The organism is Erwinia phyllosphaerae (assembly GCF_019132875.1).
GTDB lineage: Bacteria > Pseudomonadota > Gammaproteobacteria > Enterobacterales > Enterobacteriaceae > Erwinia > Erwinia phyllosphaerae.
The window spans coordinates 666902-685464 of the sequence record NZ_JAHSPF010000001.1; the positions used below are offsets into that span (position 1 = coordinate 666902).

15 protein-coding genes are annotated in these 18563 nt (G+C 55.0%); 2 read left to right on the top strand and 13 right to left on the bottom strand.

The window, feature by feature from the left end; translation table 11 throughout:
- Positions 1 to 156 precede the first annotated feature (156 nt).
- The 12 genes from nuoL to lrhA form a co-directional block, all read right to left on the bottom strand.
- Complete coding sequence (gene nuoL, locus KUE00_RS02805; protein WP_246757961.1) at positions 157 to 1995, bottom strand: NADH-quinone oxidoreductase subunit L; 1839 nt, start codon at positions 1993 to 1995, stop codon at positions 157 to 159.
- The gene (nuoK, locus tag KUE00_RS02810) at positions 1992 to 2294 is read right to left on the bottom strand and encodes an NADH-quinone oxidoreductase subunit NuoK (RefSeq protein WP_034894855.1); all 303 of its coding nucleotides are present in this window, start codon (positions 2292 to 2294) and stop codon (positions 1992 to 1994) included. Before nuoK ends, nuoL begins: the two co-directional genes overlap by 4 nt.
- Positions 2291 to 2839, bottom strand: coding sequence for an NADH-quinone oxidoreductase subunit J (gene nuoJ, locus KUE00_RS02815; protein WP_246757962.1), 549 nt, complete (start codon positions 2837 to 2839; stop codon positions 2291 to 2293). Before nuoJ ends, nuoK begins: the two co-directional genes overlap by 4 nt.
- A gap of 10 nt (positions 2840 to 2849) precedes the next feature.
- Positions 2850 to 3392, bottom strand: coding sequence for an NADH-quinone oxidoreductase subunit NuoI (gene nuoI / locus KUE00_RS02820; protein ID WP_246757963.1), 543 nt, complete (start codon positions 3390 to 3392; stop codon positions 2850 to 2852).
- Positions 3393 to 3405: 13 nt separating this feature from the next.
- Positions 3406 to 4383 (bottom strand): NADH-quinone oxidoreductase subunit NuoH, encoded by a 978-nt coding sequence (nuoH, locus tag KUE00_RS02825; protein ID WP_246757964.1) that lies wholly within the window; start codon positions 4381 to 4383, stop codon positions 3406 to 3408.
- Complete coding sequence (nuoG, locus tag KUE00_RS02830) at positions 4380 to 7106, bottom strand: NADH-quinone oxidoreductase subunit NuoG (RefSeq protein WP_246757965.1); 2727 nt, start codon at positions 7104 to 7106, stop codon at positions 4380 to 4382. The genes nuoH and nuoG overlap by 4 nt, the downstream gene beginning before the upstream one ends.
- Positions 7107 to 7302: 196 nt before the next feature.
- Positions 7303 to 8649 (bottom strand): NADH-quinone oxidoreductase subunit NuoF, encoded by a 1347-nt coding sequence (nuoF, locus tag KUE00_RS02835; RefSeq protein WP_246757966.1) that lies wholly within the window; start codon positions 8647 to 8649, stop codon positions 7303 to 7305.
- Positions 8646 to 9161, bottom strand: coding sequence for an NADH-quinone oxidoreductase subunit NuoE (gene nuoE, locus KUE00_RS02840; protein WP_246757967.1), 516 nt, complete (start codon positions 9159 to 9161; stop codon positions 8646 to 8648). Before nuoE ends, nuoF begins: the two co-directional genes overlap by 4 nt.
- Before the next feature lie 2 nt (positions 9162 to 9163).
- A complete protein-coding gene (gene nuoC / locus KUE00_RS02845; protein ID WP_246757968.1) occupies positions 9164 to 10963 on the bottom strand; it encodes an NADH-quinone oxidoreductase subunit C/D in 1800 nt (599 codons plus the stop codon).
- Positions 10964 to 11072: 109 nt separating this feature from the next.
- A complete protein-coding gene (locus tag KUE00_RS02850) occupies positions 11073 to 11747 on the bottom strand; it encodes a NuoB/complex I 20 kDa subunit family protein (RefSeq protein WP_125288254.1) in 675 nt (224 codons plus the stop codon).
- Between the two features lie 14 nt (positions 11748 to 11761).
- Positions 11762 to 12199: an NADH-quinone oxidoreductase subunit A gene (locus tag KUE00_RS02855; protein ID WP_246757969.1), complete on the bottom strand. Its 438-nt coding sequence runs from the start codon at positions 12197 to 12199 to the stop codon at positions 11762 to 11764.
- A gap of 665 nt (positions 12200 to 12864) precedes the next feature.
- Positions 12865 to 13791, bottom strand: a complete 927-nt coding sequence (gene lrhA, locus KUE00_RS02860) for a transcriptional regulator LrhA (protein ID WP_246757970.1) — start codon at positions 13789 to 13791, stop codon at positions 12865 to 12867.
- A 989-nt stretch (positions 13792 to 14780) separates the two neighbouring features.
- Between lrhA and KUE00_RS02865 the strand changes: the two genes are divergently transcribed.
- Positions 14781 to 15995, top strand: a complete 1215-nt coding sequence (locus KUE00_RS02865) for a pyridoxal phosphate-dependent aminotransferase (RefSeq protein ID WP_246757971.1) — start codon at positions 14781 to 14783, stop codon at positions 15993 to 15995.
- 120 nt (positions 15996 to 16115) lie between these two features.
- Positions 16116 to 16712: a 5'-deoxynucleotidase gene (gene yfbR / locus KUE00_RS02870; RefSeq protein WP_246757972.1), complete on the top strand. Its 597-nt coding sequence runs from the start codon at positions 16116 to 16118 to the stop codon at positions 16710 to 16712.
- A gap of 7 nt (positions 16713 to 16719) precedes the next feature.
- Here the strand turns inward: yfbR and KUE00_RS02875 are convergent, their stop codons facing one another.
- On the bottom strand, positions 16720 to 18546 hold the full coding sequence (locus KUE00_RS02875; RefSeq protein ID WP_246757973.1) for an SLC13 family permease: 1827 nt from the start codon (positions 18544 to 18546) through the stop codon (positions 16720 to 16722).
- Positions 18547 to 18563: the final 17 nt, after the last annotated feature.

Consider the following 18563-nt stretch of genomic DNA (forward strand, 5'->3'; position numbering starts at 1 on the left):
CCGGCAGTGCTCGCAGTCCTCACATACTAAAGTATGCTGCGGGTGCTGCGCGCTGGCGGTGACAAAACTGACTGCGCCGATGACGCCCAACCTTCAGGTAATTTTCAACATTCTTTAACTCAGGGCGAAGCAACTGTCTCACCCGCTCACAAACCTTTAAACCACCATCAGCAGCGCAAGCACCACGACCGCGCCGACGCTCATTGAAGCGACGTACCAGCGCAGATAGCCGTTTTCGCTGACGACCAGCCCTTTGTTCGCCAGGCGGGAGAACAGCGCTGGCGTATTCATCAGGGCGTTCAGCGGATCGCGTGACAGCACCCAGGCAACGAACAGGTATGGCTTGACGAAAATTTTGTCGTAAAGCCAGTCGAAGCCCCAGGCGGCAAACCACCAGGTGGAGAAGAAGCGGCCTACCGCACTGCTGGCAATGCTGTTAACCAGCGAGCGTTTGCCCAGCCACAGGAACGCCGCCAGCAGGATGCCGACAATCGCCACTACGCCAGAAGAGATTTCCAGCGTCAGGACGCTGCCGTGCGCCAGTTCGGCCGTCTCCGGCAGTACGCCGCGTAACGGTGGCACAATCATCGCGCCGATAAAGGTTGAGAGAATAAGCAGCACGATCAGCGGCAGGTGATGCGTAATGCCTTTGCCCGCGTGCGCGTGAATTTTCTCTTCGCCATGGAAGGTAATAAAGATCATGCGGAAGGTGTAAAGCGAGGTCATAAAGGCACCGACCAAACCCGCCACCATCAGGTTGAGATGTCCGTTGGCCAGCGCGCCCGCCAGGATCTCGTCCTTACTAAAGAAGCCGGCGGTAATCAGCGGCAGTGCTGATAGCGCCGAGCCGCCTACCAGGAAGCAGGCGTAGACCAGCGGAATACTTTTACGCAGGCCACCCATTTTAAAGATGTTCTGCTCGTGATGGCAGGCCAGGATCACCGAGCCGGACGAGAGGAACAGCAGCGCTTTAAAGAACGCATGGGTCATCAGATGGAAAATGGCCGCGTCCCACGCCTGTACGCCCAGCGCCAGGAACATATAGCCAATCTGGCTCATGGTCGAATAGGCCAGCACACGCTTGATGTCGGTCTGCACCAGCGCGGCAAAGCCCGCCAGCAGCAGCGTAATCGCGCCGATAATACCAACCAAATGCAGCACTTCCGGCGTCAGCAGGAACAGACCGTGGCTGCGGGCAATCAGATAAACGCCCGCCGTCACCATCGTTGCCGCATGGATCAGCGCGGAAACCGGCGTTGGACCCGCCATCGCATCTGCCAGCCAGGTTTGCAGCGGCAGCTGGGCAGATTTACCCACCGCGCCGCCAAGCAGCATCAGCGTGGCCCATTGCAGCATATGGTTGTCCGCAGCAAAGTGTGCCGGTGCCAGCGCAACCATTTCGCGGAAGTTCAGCGTGCCCAGCTCATTCCAGAGAATGAACAGCGCAAAGGCCAGGAAGACATCGCCCACGCGCGTGATAATAAAGGCTTTCATCGCCGCCGCGCCGTTATCCGGATTGGTGTAGTAGAAGCCAATCAGCAGATAAGAGCAGAGGCCCACACCTTCCCAACCCAGATACATCAGCATCAGGTTATCGGCCAGCACCAGAACGACCATGCTGGCGATAAACAGGTTGGTATAGGCAAAAAAGCGTGAATAGCCCTCTTCACCGCGCATATACCAGGAGGCAAACATGTGGATAAAGAAGCCGACGCCCGTGACCACCGACAGCATGGTCATCGACAGGCCGTCCAGCGTCAGGTTTACTTTGATATCAAAGTTGCCAACGTGCATCCACGTCCACAGCGCCTGGTTAAAGACCGGCTGTCCCTGCGCAAAGAAGTCGATGCCGACGTAAAGGGTGACCAGCGCCGCCAGCCCTACGGAACCCATCCCGACGGTAGCGGCCAGATTTTCTGACCAGCGACCGCGAGAGAAAGCCAACAGCACAAAGCCAATCAGCGGGAACAAGATAGTTAAATAGAGAAGATTCATCCGCGCATCTCGCTCACTTTATCAATATTGAGATTCTGGCTGCGACGATGCAGCTGCAGCAGCAGCGCCAGGCCGATACTGGCCTCGGCGGCGGCCAGGCTGATTGCCAGGATATACATCACCTGCCCGTCTGCCTGTCCCCAATAGCTTCCCGCTACTACAAACGCCAGCGCCGCCGCGTTGATCATAATTTCAAGGCTGATCAGCATAAACAGCAGGTTACGGCGAATAACGACGCCCGTGAGTCCAAGTACAAACAGAATGGCGGCCAGAATCAGCCCGTGTTGCAAAGGGATCATGCGTGTTCCTCCTTCTTCGCTGCGTCAGCCGGGCGATTGCTCAGCACTTCGCCTGGCCGCTGTTCGCGGCCAATGTGATAGGCCACGACCAGGCCAGCCAGCAGCAGCATGGAAGCCAGCTCCACGGCCAGAACGTAGGGACCAAACAGGCTGATACCGACCGCTTTCGCGTCGATCATCTTGCCGTCGATACCCTGATCGTTAATGGTCAGAATAGCGTAGACGATGACTAACAACAGCAGCAGCGACAGCAGGCCAGGGCCAACCCAGACGCCGGGCTTCAGCCATTCGCGCTCCTGCGCCTGCACGCTGTCGCCCAGGTTCAGCATCATCACCACAAAGACGAACAGCACCATGATGGCGCCCGCATAGACGATAATTTCCAGCGCACCGGCAAAGTAGGCACCCAGCGAAAAAAACACGCCCGCGATCGAAAGCAGCGAAATGATCAGATATAACAGCGCGTGCACGGGATTGGTGTGGGTGATCACGCGCAGAGTCGTTAACACCGCCACCAGTCCGCAAAGATAAAACGCAATTTCCATAGCTGGCTCCTTAAGGTAACAAACCCTTGACGTCGATGGGTTTGGCTTCGCTTTCCGCTTCGCCCTTGTCTTTGCCTTCGATCGCCATTCCCGCCATCCGATAGAAGTTATACTCCGGATATTTGCCTGGCCCGGAGATCAGCAGGTTCTCTTTCTCATACACCAGATCCTGACGCTTGAACTCGCCCAGTTCAAAATCGGGGGTAAGCTGAATCGCCGTGGTCGGACAGGCTTCTTCACACAGGCCGCAGAAGATGCAGCGCGAGAAGTTGATACGGAAAAACTCGGGATACCAGCGCCCGTCCAGCGTTTCTGCTTTTTGCAGAGAGATGCAGCCTACGGGACAGGCTACCGCGCAAAGGTTACAGGCAACGCAGCGCTCCTGGCCATCAGGGTCACGCGTCAGTACGATGCGGCCACGGTAGCGCGGCGGCAGATAAACCGGCTCTTCCGGATACATCATGGTTTCGCGTTTTGCGAAGGCGTTTGAGCCGATCAGAACGATACTGCGTACCGTGGTGCCGAACCCTACCAGAATGTCTTTTATTTTCATGGTTATTAGCCTCTTACTGCGCGTTGTACAGAATCACTGCGGCAGTCGCCAGCAGGTTCAACAGCGTCAACGGCAGACAAACTTTCCAGCCGAACGACATTACCTGGTCGTAGCGCGGACGCGGCAGCGCAGCACGAATCAGAATAAACATCATCATGAAGAAAGCCGTTTTAATCGCGAACCAGAAAATGGGCGGTAGCCACGGGCCGTTCCAGCCGCCGAAAAACAGCGTGACGATCAGGGAAGAGACGGTCACGATGCCGACGTATTCACCCACAAAGAACAGGCCGAACTTCATACCGGCATATTCAATGTGGTAACCGTCAGCCAGCTCCTGTTCCGCTTCCGGCTGGTCAAAAGGATGACGGTGACAAACCGCAACGCCCGCAATGGCAAAGGTCAGAAAGCCAAAGAACTGGGGAATGATGTTCCACAGGTGCTGCTGGCTGTTGACAATATCGACCATATTGAACGAGCCCGCCTGCGCCACCACGCCCATCAGCGACAGGCCCAGAAAGACTTCGTAACTCAGCGTCTGCGCCGAAGCGCGCATCGCACCCAGCAGCGAGTATTTGTTGTTACTGGACCAGCCAGCAAACAACACCGCATATACCGCCAGACCGGCCATCATCAGGAAGAACAGCAGACCGATATTCAGGTCTGCCCCCATCCAGGTTGAGGTTACCGGCACGATCGCCATGGCCAGCAGCAGCGAGGTGAAGGCGATCATCGGCGCAAGGGTAAAGATTACGCGGTCGGTAAAAGGCGGCGTCCAGTCCTCTTTGAAGAACATTTTGATCATGTCTGCCACCAGCTGCAGCGAGCCGCCCCAGCCGACGCGGTTTGGCCCGTAGCGGTTCTGGAACAGGCCCAGCAAGCGGCGCTCGCCGAAGCTCATAAACGCCCCGCAGCCCACGACCACAAACAGGATCACCAGCGCTTTGCCGATGGCGATCAGCACATCAATAACTTCCGGTGTCAGCCAGCTCATGGCAAAGCCTCCTGCAGATTTTCAATACTTGCACCCAGCAAGAATGGCGGCACGCCCGGCAAGCCCAGCGGTAAACCAACCTGCCCTGCCTGTAACGCGCTGGAGAAGCGCACCGGCAGACGCAGCGTTTCGCCCGCGCAGCTAAAGGCAACGGTCGCGCCCGCATTAACGCCCAGCTTCGCGGCGTCGTCCGGGTTAACCATCACATAAGGCAACGGCATACGCTGCTGGAAGACCGGCGAACGCTGGGTCATCTCTTCGCTGCCAAACAGGTGGAAGTAAGGTGCGACGCGCCAGCCGCTTTCCGTACCGACAAACGCCTCCGGCACGGAATTAAACCACTCAAGCTGGCCTTCGCCCGCTTCAAACAGACGCACGCCAGGATCGCCGAAGCGCAGTTTGCCACCCACCTCATCCTGGAACTTGTTCCACGCCTGCGGGGAGTTCCAGCCTGGCGCCCAGGCAAACGGGATTTGTGAACGCGGCGCGCTCGGCTGGTTGTTCCCTTCCATGGAGAAGGCGAACATGGTGTCTTTATCCTGCGGCTGACGCGGTTCGTGCACGCTGATATTGGCGCGAGCCGCCGTACGGCCGCTGGCGCGAATCGGCGAACGCGCCAGTTTCTGACCGCGAATGCGGAAGCTGGCGTCCGGCGCGGCTTCTTTGATACCGGCCAGCTGCGGCAACGCGGCTACGCAGGCATCGATAACGTGGTCAAGCTGCGTCCAGTCCACCGCGCGGCTGCTGATGGTGCTTTGCAGAGAATGCAGCCAGCGCCAGCTTTCCAGCATCTGTACTTTGTCGTCGTAGTAAGACGGATCGTAAACCTGGAAGAAGCGCTGCGCGCGGCCTTCCTGATTCACCACCGTGCCGTCACTTTCGGCAAAGCTGGCGGTTGAAAGGATCAGCCCCGCTTTTTCCATCGTGGTGGTGCGCTGGTGATCGATAACAATTACGTTTGGCGTATTGCTTAGCGCGGCATCAACCTGCGCTTTTGGTGCATGGCGATAGAGATCATTTTCCATAATGATCACCGCATCGGCCGAGCCGTCTGCCAGCTCGCCCAGCACCGCATCCAGCGGTTTGCCGCCCATCATACCCAGACCAACGCTGTTCGCGCCGCCTGCAAGCAGCGTAATACCCACGTCCGCGCCGCGCCCTTTCAGCGCTTTCGCTACGTTAGCCGCCGCCTGGATCATCGCTTCGCTACCGGCATGCACGCCGGAAATAATCAGCGGTTTCTTCGCGCCGCTCAGCGCCTGCACGACCACATCAATTTTGCCGCTCAGATCGCGGTCGATGCCTGTAACCGCTGGCGCGCTTTCGTCCAGCGCATTTGCAATGGCAAAGCCCAGACGAGCCTGATCCTCTACCGGTGCGCGATAGCTCCAGGCGGCGATATCATCCAGACGGGTTTCATCTACGTTAGTGACGAAAAGCGGATGTTTGGCGTGCTGGCCGATATTCATAATCGCCGCGATTTGCCAGTCGGCTACCTTCTGCGCCGCTGCCATATCACGTGCTTTGCCTTTCACGGCCTGGCGTACGGAGAGCGCGACGCGAGCGCCAACCTGAGTCAGGTCTTCGCCCAGCACCAGTACCGCATCATAGCTTTCGATTTCGCGCAGCGCTGGCGTATGAATACCGCCTTCGCGCAGCACTTTCAGCATCAGCTCCAGGCGCGCCTGCTCGCCCGCCGGGATGCCGGTCGAGAAGTTTTCCGCGCCGACCAGTTCACGCAGCGCAAAGTTGCTTTCCACGCTGGCACGAGGAGAACCAATACCGATCACTTTTTTCGCCTGACGCAGCACGTCCGCCGCGCCCTGCATCGCCTGTTCGGCGTTTAACGCGATCCAGTCGTTGCCGCGACGCTGCATCGGCTGGCGCGGCCTGTCCTTCAGGTTAACGTAGCCATAGCCAAAGCGGCCACGGTCGCACAGGAAGTACTGGTTTACGGTACCGTTGTAGCGGTTTTCGATACGCCTGAGTTCGCCATAGCGCTCGCCGGGGCTGATGTTACAGCCGACGCTGCACTGCTGGCAGATGCTTGGCGCATACTGCATATCCCACTTACGGTTATAGCGCTGCGAGTGGGTTTTATCGGTAAAGACGCCGGTCGGGCAGATTTCCACCAGGTTGCCGGAAAACTCGCTTTCCAGCACGCCATCTTCCGGACGACCAAAGTAGACGTTGTCATGCGCGCCATAGACGCCCAGATCCGTGCCGTCCGCATAGTCTTTGTAGTAGCGCACGCAGCGGTAACAGGCGATACAGCGGTTCATTTCATGCGAGATGAACGGGCCAAGATCCTGATTGCGGTGGGTACGTTTGGTAAAGCGGTAGCGGCGGAAGCTGTGGCCGGTCATCACGGTCATATCCTGCAGATGGCAGTTGCCGCCTTCTTCACAGACCGGGCAGTCGTGTGGGTGGTTGGTCATCAGCCACTCCACCACGCTTTCACGAAATTCTTTTGCTTCGCCGTCATCAATCGAGATAAAGGTGCCGTCAGAAGCGGGTGTCATACAGGACATCACCAGGCGACCGCGGGTATCTTCGGCATTTTGAAATTGCTTTACCGCACACTGGCGGCAGGCGCCGACGCTACCGAGCGCCGGGTGCCAGCAAAAATAAGGAATATCAAGGCCAAGCGAGAGGCAAGCCTGCAACAGGTTGTCCGCTCCATCGACATCGTATTCTTTACCGTCTACATGAATTGTAGCCATAGTGAAATTGCTCAAGTAAGGCTCGGAATCGAGCGTTAAACACAATTCTTAAATAACCGTCTTAACTGGCGTTGGGGCTGTGTTAGCTGCGCTCTTTTACCCGGTACTTATTAAAGTAAGCCGGACGCGTTCTCTTGCTGCCTTGCCACAACGCCATTTGATCGGGTTATTGCGCATATCATTAACTGCGCGATATCTACCAGCGAGCCTTCAGCAGGTTCGCCTGAATACCGGCGATAGCGTGCGCATTGCTGTAAACCTGCGGCGCCATGCCTGCTTCAAATTCTTCACGGAAATATTTGATGGCGCTTTGCAGTGGCTCTACTGCACCCGGCGCGTGCGCGCAGAAGGTTTTGCCCGGCCCCAGCTGGCGGCAAAGCTGCAGCAGCGTTTCAATATCGCCAGGCTGCCCTTCTTTCCGCTCCAGCGCGCGCAGAATTTTGACGCTCCACGGCAGGCCGTCACGGCACGGCGTACACCAGCCGCAGGATTCACGAGCAAAGAACTCTTCCAGGTTACGCACCAGCGAAACCATATTGATTTCGTGGTCGACAGCCATCGCCAGCGCGGTGCCAAGACGGCTACCTGCTTTACCAATGCTGGCAAACTCCATCGGTAGATCCAGGTGCGACTCGGTCAAAAAGTCGGTTCCCGCGCCGCCAGGCTGCCAGGCTTTAAATTTCAGCCCATCGCGCATGCCGCCAGCGTAATCTTCCAGGATCTCGCGGGCGGTCGTACCAAACGGTAGCTCCCAGACGCCAGGGTTTTTTACCCGTCCGGAAAAGCCCATCATTTTAGTACCGGTATCGTCGCTTTTAGAGATGCCTTTGTACCAGTCAACGCCGTTAGCCAGGATCGCCGGTACGTTAGAAAGGGTTTCGACGTTGTTAACGCAGGTCGGCTTGCCCCACGCGCCCGCAGAAGCAGGGAATGGCGGCTTGGAACGCGGGTTGGCACGACGGCCTTCCAGCGAGTTAATCAGCGCAGTTTCTTCGCCGCAGATATAACGTCCCGCGCCCGTATGCACGATCAGTTCAAAATCGAAGCCCGTCCCCAGGATATTTTTCCCCAGATAGCCAGCCTCGGTCGCTTCTGCTATAGCGCGACGCAGGTTAACGGCAGCCTCGATATATTCGCCGCGCAGAAAGATGTAGCCGCGGTAAGCCTTCAGGGCAAAGGCGCTGATCAGCATGCCTTCTACCAGCTGGTGCGGCATCTGCTCCATCAGCAGGCGGTCTTTATAGGTGCCCGGCTCCATCTCATCAGCGTTGCACAGCAAATAGCGGATGTTCATGGATTCATCTTTCGGCATCAGGCTCCACTTCAGCCCGGTGGAGAAGCCTGCGCCGCCGCGTCCTTTCAGACCAGAATCTTTGACCAGCGCCACGATTTCTTCTGGTGCCATGCCCTTCAGCGCTTTTTCCGCACCGGCATAGCCGTTCTTGCTGCGATACTCGTCCAGGAAAACCGGCTGCTTGTCGTCACGCATGCGCCAGGTCAGCGGATGCATCTCCGCAGTACGCACGATCTCTTTGCTTGTCATTGATACTGCTCCAGTAAAGTGACGACGTTTTCCGGAGTAAGATGCACGTGCGTATCTTCATCCACCATCATCGTCGGGCCTTTGTCGCAGTTGCCCAGGCAGCAGGTCGGCAGCAGCGTGAAGCGGCCATCCGGCGTAGTCTGGCCCGGTTTAATTTTCAGGTTTTCTTCCAGCGCCGCCTGAATCCCCTGATAGCCGGTGATATGGCAGACTACGCTGTCGCAATAGCGGATAACGTGACGGCCAACGGGCTGGCGGAAAATCTGGCTGTAGAAGGTAGCTACGCCTTCAACGTCGCTGGCCGGAATACCCAGCACGTCAGCAATGGCGTTAATCGCGCCGTCCGGCACCCAGCCGCGCTGCTTTTGCACAATTTTCAGCGCTTCGATAGAGGCCGCGCGGGCGTCTTCGTAGTGGTGCTTTTCGTGCTCAATGGCGTCGTGCTCTGCCGCGCTCAGGACGAAAGCGTCTGAAGGCTCGATCGTTTCGATCGCAATTCTTTGATCGTGCATAATTAGCGGTCCACGTCTGACATAACAAAATCGATACTGCCGAGGTACACGATCAGATCGGATACCAGGCTGCCGTTGATGACGGAAGGGATCTGCTGCAGATGCGGGAAGCTTGGCGTCCGCACGCGGGTGCGGTAGCTCATGGTGCTGCCGTCACTGGTCAGATAGTAGCTGTTGATCCCTTTGGTAGCTTCAATCATCTGGAAGGATTCGTTGGCTGGCATCACCGGTCCCCAGGAAACCTGCAGGAAGTGCGTAATCAGCGTTTCAATGTGCTGCAGCGTGCGCTCTTTCGGCGGCGGCGTGGTCAGCGGATGATCGGCTTTAAACGGCCCTTCCGGCATGTTTTTCAGGCACTGTTCCAGGATGCGCATGCTCTGGCGCATCTCTTCCATTTTCAGCATGACGCGGGTATAGGCGCAGCTGATGCCATCACCAATCGGCACTTCAAAATCGAAATTCTCATAGCCGGAATAAGGACGCCATTTACGCACGTCGAAGTCCAGACCGGTGGCGCGCAGGCCCGCACCGGTGGTGCCCCAGGCCAGCGCCTCATCCATATTGTAGGCGGAGACGCCTTTGGAACGGCCAATCAAAACGGAGTTTTTCAGCGCGGTCTGCTCGTAGGCTTTCAGACGCTTCGGCATCCAGTCGAGGAATTCACGCAGCAGACGGTCCCAGCCTTTTGGCAGGTCGTGCGCCACGCCGCCAATGCGGAACCAGGCCGGATGCATACGGAAACCGGTAATCGCTTCTACGACATCGTAAATTTTCTGGCGGTCGGTAAAGGCAAAGAACACCGGAGACATCGCTCCAACGTCCTGAATAAAAGTAGAAATATAAAGAAGGTGGCTGTTAATACGGAACAGCTCTGACAGCATCACGCGGATCACATCCACGCGTTCCGGTACTTTAATGCCGGCCAGCTTTTCTACCGCCAGCACGTAAGGCATTTCATTGACGCAGCCGCCCAGGTATTCAATACGGTCAGTGTAGGGAATATAGCTGTGCCAGGACTGGCGCTCGCCCATCTTTTCCGCACCGCGATGGTGGTAGCCGATATCCGGCACGCAGTCGACGATTTCTTCGCCGTCCAGCTGCAGGATGATACGGAACGCGCCGTGTGCGGAAGGATGGTTAGGGCCAAGGTTGAGGAACATAAAGTCCTCGTTGGCCGTGCCGCGCTTCATGCCCCACTCTTCCGGCTTGAAGGTCATCGCCTCCATTTCCAGATCTTCTTTTTGCTTAGTCAGCTCAAAAGGATCGAATTCGGTTGCGCGGGCCGGATAATCTTTGCGCAGCGGATGCCCTTCCCAGGTCTGCGGCATCATGATGCGCGTCAGGTGTGGATGGCCATCAAAGGTAATGCCGAACATCTCCCAGGTTTCGCGCTCGTACCAGTTGGCATTGGCGAAAATTTTGGTAATGGTCGGCAGATGCAGATCTTTTTCAGACAGCGCCACCTTGAGCATAATATCGCGATTACGTTCAATGGAGAGCAGGTGGTAGAACACGGAAAAATCTGCCGCAGGCAGGCCATCGCGATGCGTGCGCAGACGCTCGTCCATGCCGTGCAGGTCATACAACATTACATAGGGTTTCGGCAGCTTACGCAGAAACTCTGTGACTTCCAGTAGCTGTTCACGCTTGATCCACACCACCGGAATACCGGTACGGGTAGGCTGAACGGTAAAGGCATCTGGCCCAAAACGGTTACGCAACTCGCCGATCACCGGGTCATCCAGGTGATCCCGGGTTTGCCATGCTGGCTGAGCGAGATCTTGCGTGGTTAAATCTGTCATAGGTCGTTCACCATGTGGGCCCGCATGCAGGCACTCAGTATTGGCGTCAGAACAGGCCGCGCGCGTATTATTGTTATCTGCGTGCTGATCGGGCCTTGTCCATTAACTCTTAAATTTCGTCCGGGGTACGCAGGTTAGTTACCGCGATACGCTCACCCTGCTTTCTTTCACGCTCGGATTGCATATTGGCACGATAAACCCCCTGGTCACCGACCACCCACGAGAGCGGACGACGCTCTTTGCCGATGGATTCCTGCAGCAGCAGCAATGCCTGCATATAGGCTTCGGGACGCGGCGGGCAGCCGGGAATGTAAACGTCAACAGGTAAAAACTTATCGACGCCCTGCACCACCGAATAGATGTCATACATGCCGCCGGAGTTAGCACAGGCACCCATGGAAATCACCCATTTTGGCTCCAGCATCTGATCGTACAGGCGCTGAATAACCGGGGCCATTTTGGTGAAAGGCGTACCGGCCACCACCATAAAGTCTGCCTGACGAGGCGAGGCGCGAATAACTTCCGACCCAAAGCGCGCAACGTCGTGCACGGAGGTGAAAGAAGTGGTCATTTCTACATAGCAACATGACAGCCCGAAGTTAAATGGCCACAGGGAGTTTTTTCGCCCCCAGTTCACCATGTCATGCAGTGCATGTTCGAGCTTGCCCATATAGACGCTTTGATGAACGTGCTTCTCCAGCGGATCGGTGACGATCTCCTGTTTCTGCAGCGGATAACGGTCGTTGTCGCCGTTCGGATCTGCGCGGGTTAGCGTATAGTCCATTGTTTTGCCTCGCTTTACTGCGTATGACGATTGGAATGCGAAACGGTGGTTGATTTAGCGACAACACGACGAGGTGCAGGCGCCCAGTCCAGCGCGCGGATCCGCACCAGATAAACCAGACCAGCAAGCAGTACCAAAATGAAAATGGTGGCTTCGATAAAGCCGATCCAGCCGCTTTCGCGGATGGCGGTCGACCATGCGTACAGATAGAGGGCTTCTACGTCAAAAATAACGAAGAACATGGCGACAAGATAAAACTTAGCGGACATGCGCAGTTTAGCTGTACCGACAGGCGCGGCACCCGATTCAAAAGGTGTATTTGTATACCTTCCGCGAGCTTTTCCGCCCAGAAACCATGCCCCGGCCAACATTGCGCAGCACAGACCGATAGAAACGACCAGAAATACAGCAAATGCCCAGTGATGAGCGACGACTTCAGTGGTTGTTGACATACACTCTGCTTAACTCAATAAAGGGGCGTCAGACATGCTGCTCTGTTGAGTGGCAGTTGACTGATGCCTCGATTCAAGGGAAAAAAATAAAAAACCAGATAAACGATGCTGTCTTTATAGATTAAGCAGCAATTTTATGGGGTTTTTTACTCCTTTATATAACCTTTTGTCAACTTTGATAAAAGTATCCACAGGTTATTTTACATAAGTAGCATTTATTTAACATTTGATGCGCAAAAATTGCGCTAAATCGTGTCAGTGAGCTTCGTCATCTACAGTGTAGCGGGTATTTCCCTGTATGGATCACGGATTTAACGGTGCCTATTCTCGCAGGAATCAGGTACTTTTCCCTCCCCTTACAAGGGTTATTTTTTTGATCCAGAACAAGCTTTGGTATTTTTAGAGAAAAAAGTAAGCGACCAGAACTGAGCAAAATCAATTCAAGGCTGATTAGCCCGTTGCCAAAAGAGTATTGTTGATGAGCAAGAAAACGCCATGCTGTTTTTTACAGCAGTTGAAAAGTAATCAGGGGTAAAAATGCGGGTTGTGACGGCAAAAAAAGCCCATAAAAAAACCTTCTGAAGATTAAAACCCTCAGAAGGTCTGTTTTATTCACGTTTTTAACGCAACTATTTGATATTATTTATCTAAATTAAAATAAATAATTACTCATCTTCATCAGCGAAAACAGAGCTATCCTGTGCGCTGGCTGCCAGGCTGTACGGATCGTTACTGGATTCCATCGCGTTGAAAATGGCCAGAGCCAGTTCGTTGTCGCTTTCCGGATTACGGCACAGCAGGTATTCCGTATCCGGCAACACAGGCAGACCTTCGGCTGCACCCATTACGCGCAGCTCCGGACTCATCATCTCTACCGGACGCGCGGTAACGCCCAGACCCGCTTTAACGGCAGCGCGAACTGCCGCCAGCGTGGATGCCACGTAAGAGATGCGCCATGGAATGCCCGCCTCGTTGAGGTGATCGATGGCCATATCGCGGTACGGGCTTGGTTCATCCAGTAAAACCAGCGGGATAGCTTCTCCCCGCTGGAAAACGTAATCTGCCGCGCAATACCATAGCGTTGGCGAAGTACGCAGTACCTGCCAGGTAAAGTTCATTGGACTGGAGGTGGTAACCACCAGATCAACTTCACCCTGATTCAGCATTTCCATCATAAAAGGATTGCGCTTAACGCGGACATCAATTGCCAGTTTTGGATAAACCGAAGTTACCCGGTTCAGCAGGAAAGGCAGAATGGTGTCTGAAGTATCGTCAGAAGCGCCGATGGTGAGCACACCCTGAATATTGCTGTACATCAGAGAAGTACAGGCTTCATCGTTAAAACGCAGGATTTTGCGCGCGTAACCCAGCAGCTGAATGCCGTGCTCGGTTAACAGCTTGTTACGGCCGTGGCGAGCAAACAGCTCTTTACCTACCAGCTGTTCCAGACGCTGCATCTGCTGGCTGACGGCAGACTGCGTACGGCATACCGCCGCGGCAGCTGCCGCGAAGGTGTTAAGATCGGCGACAGCCACAAAGGTTCTCAGCAGATCCAGATCGAGATTGAGGATTGGACGATTTGCACTGGTCATGTTTTATTCACTTTATAAGATTTTTAATATACTGCTACCCTGGTGTTATTACCTTCTCTATCAGTAAGATACAGAGGTAATAATCATGTAATACTACGAACGTTGCCGTTCGCCATTACCGTACTCGCAGACGCGCTAACCCCAGCGACCCAATATGCCCGACTAATGCCGCAACAAAGTCGCTGACGGGCGGTGCGTCTGTACATCACTACTGCGCGCAGTTGACCGGTAGAGGAACAACAACGCTTAAACCCATTTACTTCGTCGGCCACCATTACGTGCTCAGCGACGATGCTGTCAATGTAGAACTGCCATTGAAAGTTGAACGACCATCACGCTGTAGTTACAGCGGAATAATAATAAAAAAAACTTAACATTAAGGACGATAAGCTACATTTACCGCCTCGCTGGAAACCCGCGCGTGAAGCACGCGGTATCTCCACTATTATCCTGACATACTGTCGATTACTTTTTAAGCCCAAATCCGATTATTCTTATCAGTAAAATAAGTTTTTATTGAGAATGGCGTCTCACCCCTCCCTCAGAGCATAAAAATTTATCAATTGGTAACAATATGTCAGCATGCAAGCCAGCGCCTTACGTAGATTTGCACTTTTCTGCTTTGCAATTGCTTATCTGGCACCTGAGTAGATTATACACTAAAAGTTAAGAAATGCTTTATAGTTACACATCGCATCAATGCACTTTATTTTACCTAAAAATGACAAAAAAACTCCTCTTACTTGCGTCCTGACGCATCTTTTTGCATTTTTCTGCCTGCTTCAGGCGTGAATTTTGTTAAACCTTTACCGTTTAAGCTATTTTTGCTGCGTGTGTTTTTTCGATGGCGTTTGCAAAACCGCTCTCAAGAAACGCGCTCCTGTTACGCCAAAGCCAGCCGCCCCACTTCAAAAGCGTCAGCGAGAGGAGTACATTGTGCGGGTTTACTTTTCCACGGCAGGAATGCGGCTAAGCCAAAGGCGAATGAAATGACCCCAATTGATAAATCCAGCAAGCTCGATAACGTCTGTTATGACATCCGTGGCCCGGTACTAAAAGAAGCCAAACGCCTTGAAGAAGAAGGCAACAAAGTCCTCAAGCTTAATATTGGCAATCCCGCCCCTTTTGGTTTTGAAGCGCCTGACGAAATCCTGGTCGATGTAATCCGTAACCTGCCGAGCGCGCAGGGTTACTGTGATTCAAAAGGACTCTATTCGGCACGTAAAGCTATCGTGCAGCACTATCAGGCACGCGGCCTGCGTGAAGTCACCGTTGAAGATGTCTATATCGGTAACGGCGTGTCTGAACTCATTGTTCAGTCAATGCAGGCGTTGCTCAACAGCGGTGATGAGATGCTGGTTCCGGCACCCGATTATCCCCTGTGGACGGCTGCGGTTTCCCTGTCCAGTGGAAAAGCGGTGCACTATCTTTGCGATGAGTCGGCGGGCTGGTTCCCCGATCTTGACGACATCCGCAGCAAAATCACGCCGCGCACGCGCGGGATAGTGATAATTAACCCTAACAACCCAACCGGCGCGGTGTACAGCAAGGAGCTGCTGCTGGAAGTTGTGGAACTGGCCCGCCAGCATAACCTGATTATTTTTGCTGACGAAATTTACGACAAAATTTTGTATGACGCCGCCCAGCACCATTCCATTGCCGCACTGGCACCGGATTTATTGACGATTACCTTTAACGGTTTGTCCAAAACCTATCGCGTGGCGGGTTTCCGTCAGGGCTGGATGGTGCTGAACGGGCCGAAAAAACATGCCAAAGGCTATATTGAAGGTCTGGAAATGCTGGCTTCGATGCGCCTGTGTGCCAACGTTCCGGCCCAGCACGCGATTCAAACCGCGCTTGGCGGTTATCAAAGCATCAGCGAATTTATCGTGCCCGGTGGTCGGCTGTATGAGCAGCGCCAGCGCGCCTGGGAACTGATCAATGATATTCCGGGCGTCAGCTGCGTGAAGCCGGACGGCGCGCTCTATATGTTCCCTAAGATTGACGCGAAAAAATTCAATTTGCATGACGACCAGAAAATGGTGCTGGATTTTCTGCTGCAGGAAAAAGTTCTGCTGGTGCAAGGCAGCGCTTTCAACTGGCCGTGGCCGGATCACGTCCGTATTGTCACCCTGCCGCACGTCAACGATCTGGAAATGGCTATCGGTAAATTTGGCCGCTTCCTGGAAGGCTATCGCCAGTAGCGTTCAACGCTTTGAGCGGCGGGCAGGCGTCTGAGGATATCCGCTGCATTCCCGCTGCTGAAACGGCTATACTGTGACGCCAGAGCCCGCCTCTGGCCGTCAAGCACAGGAAACCGTTTTATGAACCAAAGTCATTTTTTCGCTCACCTTTCCCGCCTGAAACTGATTAATCGCTGGCCGCTGATGCGCAATGTGCGTACGGAAAACGTATCCGAACACAGCCTGCAGGTTGCTATGGTTGCCCACGCGCTTGCCGTGATCAAAAATCAAAAGTTTAACGGCAATCTCAATGCCGAACGCATTGCGCTGATGGCCATGTACCATGACGCCAGCGAGGTGCTGACGGGCGATTTGCCCACGCCGGTTAAGTACTACAACGCCCAGATTGCCAGCGAGTATAAAAAGATTGAAAAAATCGCCCAGCTAAAGCTGGTTGATATGCTGCCCGAGGAGCTGCGCAACGCCTGGCAGCCGCTGCTGGATGAACAACAGCGTAGCGAAGAGGAAAACGCCATCGTCAAGCAGGCCGACGCGCTGTGCGCCTATCTGAAATGCCTGGAAGAACTCTCTGCCGGAAACCATGAGTTTCAGCTGGCTAAGGCGCGCCTGGAAAAAACGCTTACCGAGCGCCACAGCTCGGAAATGGACTATTTTGTCGAGGTGTTTGCCCCCAGCTTCAGCCTGTCGCTGGATGAAATCAGCCAGGAATCGCTGTAGGCCAGCTTTAAAACGGGAACAGTAGCGGCACCAGCAGCACGCTCACCACCATAATCAGCAAAGTAAAAGGCACGCCCGTTTTTACAAAATCGCTAAAGCGATAGCCGCCTGGCCCCAGCACCAGCGTGTTGACCGGGCTGGAAACCGGCGTCATAAAGGCGGCAGAAGCGGCTACCGCTACGATCATCGCGAACGGATAAGGCGAAACGCCCATCTGATGCGCGGCCGCTACGCCAACCGGTGCCATCAGTACCGCTGTTGCGGTATTGGAAATAAAAAGCCCGATGGTGGCGCACAGAATAAACAGGCAAAGTAACATCACGCGCGGCGTATAGCCGCCAGCCAGATCCATTAGCCCATCCACAATCAGCGCGATACCGCCGGTTTTTTGCAGCGCCAGCGCAAAAGGCATCATGCCGACGATCAGGATCAGGCTTGGCCAGTGGATGGCCCGATAGGCGCTTTCCATATCGATACAGCGAAATTTACCCATCAGCAGGCAGGCAATCAGCGCGGCAACGGGATTGGGGATCTCATTGGTCAGCATCATGGCAACCATCAGCGCCAGGCAAAAAATAGCGTGCGGTGCCTGACTGCTGGCCGGCGCTACCTCTTTAACCTCCGCCGGCAGGCTTAACAGCAGCACGTCGCGCTTCTGCTGCTGAAGCTGAGTGATTTTTTTCCAGTCGCCGATGACCAGCAGGCAGTCGCCCAGCTCCAGCGGCAGATCGCTCAGCGCGCCCTCCATGACTTCCCCCCGCCGCCGGATCCCGATGACGCTAACGCCATAACGAGAGCGAAATGAGCTTTCCCGCAGCGTTTTTCCCTGTAGCGCCGAGTCCGGGAAAATCAGCACTTCCGCCATGCCAACATCCTGCGCGCGATCGGAAAAGTACTCTCCCCTCAGGATCATCGGCTCAAGCCGGTGCTCGCTACAGAATTCACGAATATCAACATCGGCGGCGGACATATCAATCAGCAGTACGTCGCGCGCGCGAAACTGCGTTGCGCCCGTTACCGGCACCATAATCCGCCGGAATTTGCGCCAGCGCTCTAGCCCAACAACGTTAACGCCATAGCGTTCACGCAGTTGCAGATCGTCGAGCGGCTTGCCAATTAAAGGCGATTCGGGATGAACGGCAAGGCGACGCGCTCTGCCGCTTAATTTGTAGTCGCGGATGAGGTCGCGGAAGGTTCTTTCCTGGCCTTTCTTGCCTGCCGGTTCTCCCTTCCCTAACCAGAGACGGGCCAGCAGCATATAGCCGATGCCCAATACCAGCGCAACCAGGCCCACGGGCGTTACGTCGAAAAAGCTAAAGCCCGCCAGCCCTTCGCGTACCAGCTCGCTGTTCACGACCAGGTTGGGCGGCGTGGCGACCAGCGTCATCATTCCGCTGATCAGCCCGGCAAAACTCAGCGGCATCATCAGCCTGCCGGGCGAGCGGTTCATCTTTGCCGAGACGCTGAGCACGATGGGAATAAAGATGGCGACCACGCCCGTCGAGCTCATAAAGGCACCGAGGCCAGCGACGGTAAGCATCAGCAGCGTCAGCATTTTGGTTTCGCTGCTGCCCGCCATTTTCATCAGCCACTCGCCCATTCTTAACGCGACACCGGTACGCACCAGCCCTTCGCCAATCACAAATAAGGCGGCAATAAGGATAACGTTGGCGTCGCTAAACCCCAGCGTGGCTTCCTGCAGGCTCAGCGTGCCGCTCAGCACGAAAGCGACGATAACCAGCAGCGCCACGACGTCCATACGTATTTTGCCGCTGACGAAGAGGACAATCGCTATCGCCAGCAAAATAAGCACCCGGATCAGATCCGCATTCACTTTTGCTTCCTGCCTGT

Bases quoted from the DNA above. Each gene is read 5' to 3' on its own strand.
- nuoC (WP_246757968.1), bottom strand. From the start codon at position 10,963: ATGACAGATTTAACCACGCAAGATCTCGCTCAGCCAGCATGGCAAACC.
- nuoH (WP_246757964.1), bottom strand. From the start codon at position 4,383: ATGAGCTGGCTGACACCGGAAGTTATTGATGTGCTGATCGCCATCGGC.
- nuoJ (WP_246757962.1), bottom strand. From the start codon at position 2,839: ATGGAAATTGCGTTTTATCTTTGCGGACTGGTGGCGGTGTTAACGACT.
- nuoK (WP_034894855.1), bottom strand. From the start codon at position 2,294: ATGATCCCTTTGCAACACGGGCTGATTCTGGCCGCCATTCTGTTTGTA.
- lrhA (WP_246757970.1), bottom strand. From the start codon at position 13,791: ATGACCAGTGCAAATCGTCCAATCCTCAATCTCGATCTGGATCTGCTG.
- nuoE (WP_246757967.1), bottom strand. From the start codon at position 9,161: ATGCACGATCAAAGAATTGCGATCGAAACGATCGAGCCTTCAGACGCT.
- yfbR (WP_246757972.1), top strand. From the start codon at position 16,116: ATGAACCAAAGTCATTTTTTCGCTCACCTTTCCCGCCTGAAACTGATT.
- KUE00_RS02865 (WP_246757971.1), top strand. From the start codon at position 14,781: ATGACCCCAATTGATAAATCCAGCAAGCTCGATAACGTCTGTTATGAC.
- nuoL (WP_246757961.1), bottom strand. From the start codon at position 1,995: ATGAATCTTCTCTATTTAACTATCTTGTTCCCGCTGATTGGCTTTGTG.
- nuoF (WP_246757966.1), bottom strand. From the start codon at position 8,649: ATGACAAGCAAAGAGATCGTGCGTACTGCGGAGATGCATCCGCTGACC.
- nuoI (WP_246757963.1), bottom strand. From the start codon at position 3,392: ATGAAAATAAAAGACATTCTGGTAGGGTTCGGCACCACGGTACGCAGT.
- KUE00_RS02855 (WP_246757969.1), bottom strand. From the start codon at position 12,199: ATGTCAACAACCACTGAAGTCGTCGCTCATCACTGGGCATTTGCTGTA.
- nuoG (WP_246757965.1), bottom strand. From the start codon at position 7,106: ATGGCTACAATTCATGTAGACGGTAAAGAATACGATGTCGATGGAGCG.
- KUE00_RS02850 (WP_125288254.1), bottom strand. From the start codon at position 11,747: ATGGACTATACGCTAACCCGCGCAGATCCGAACGGCGACAACGACCGT.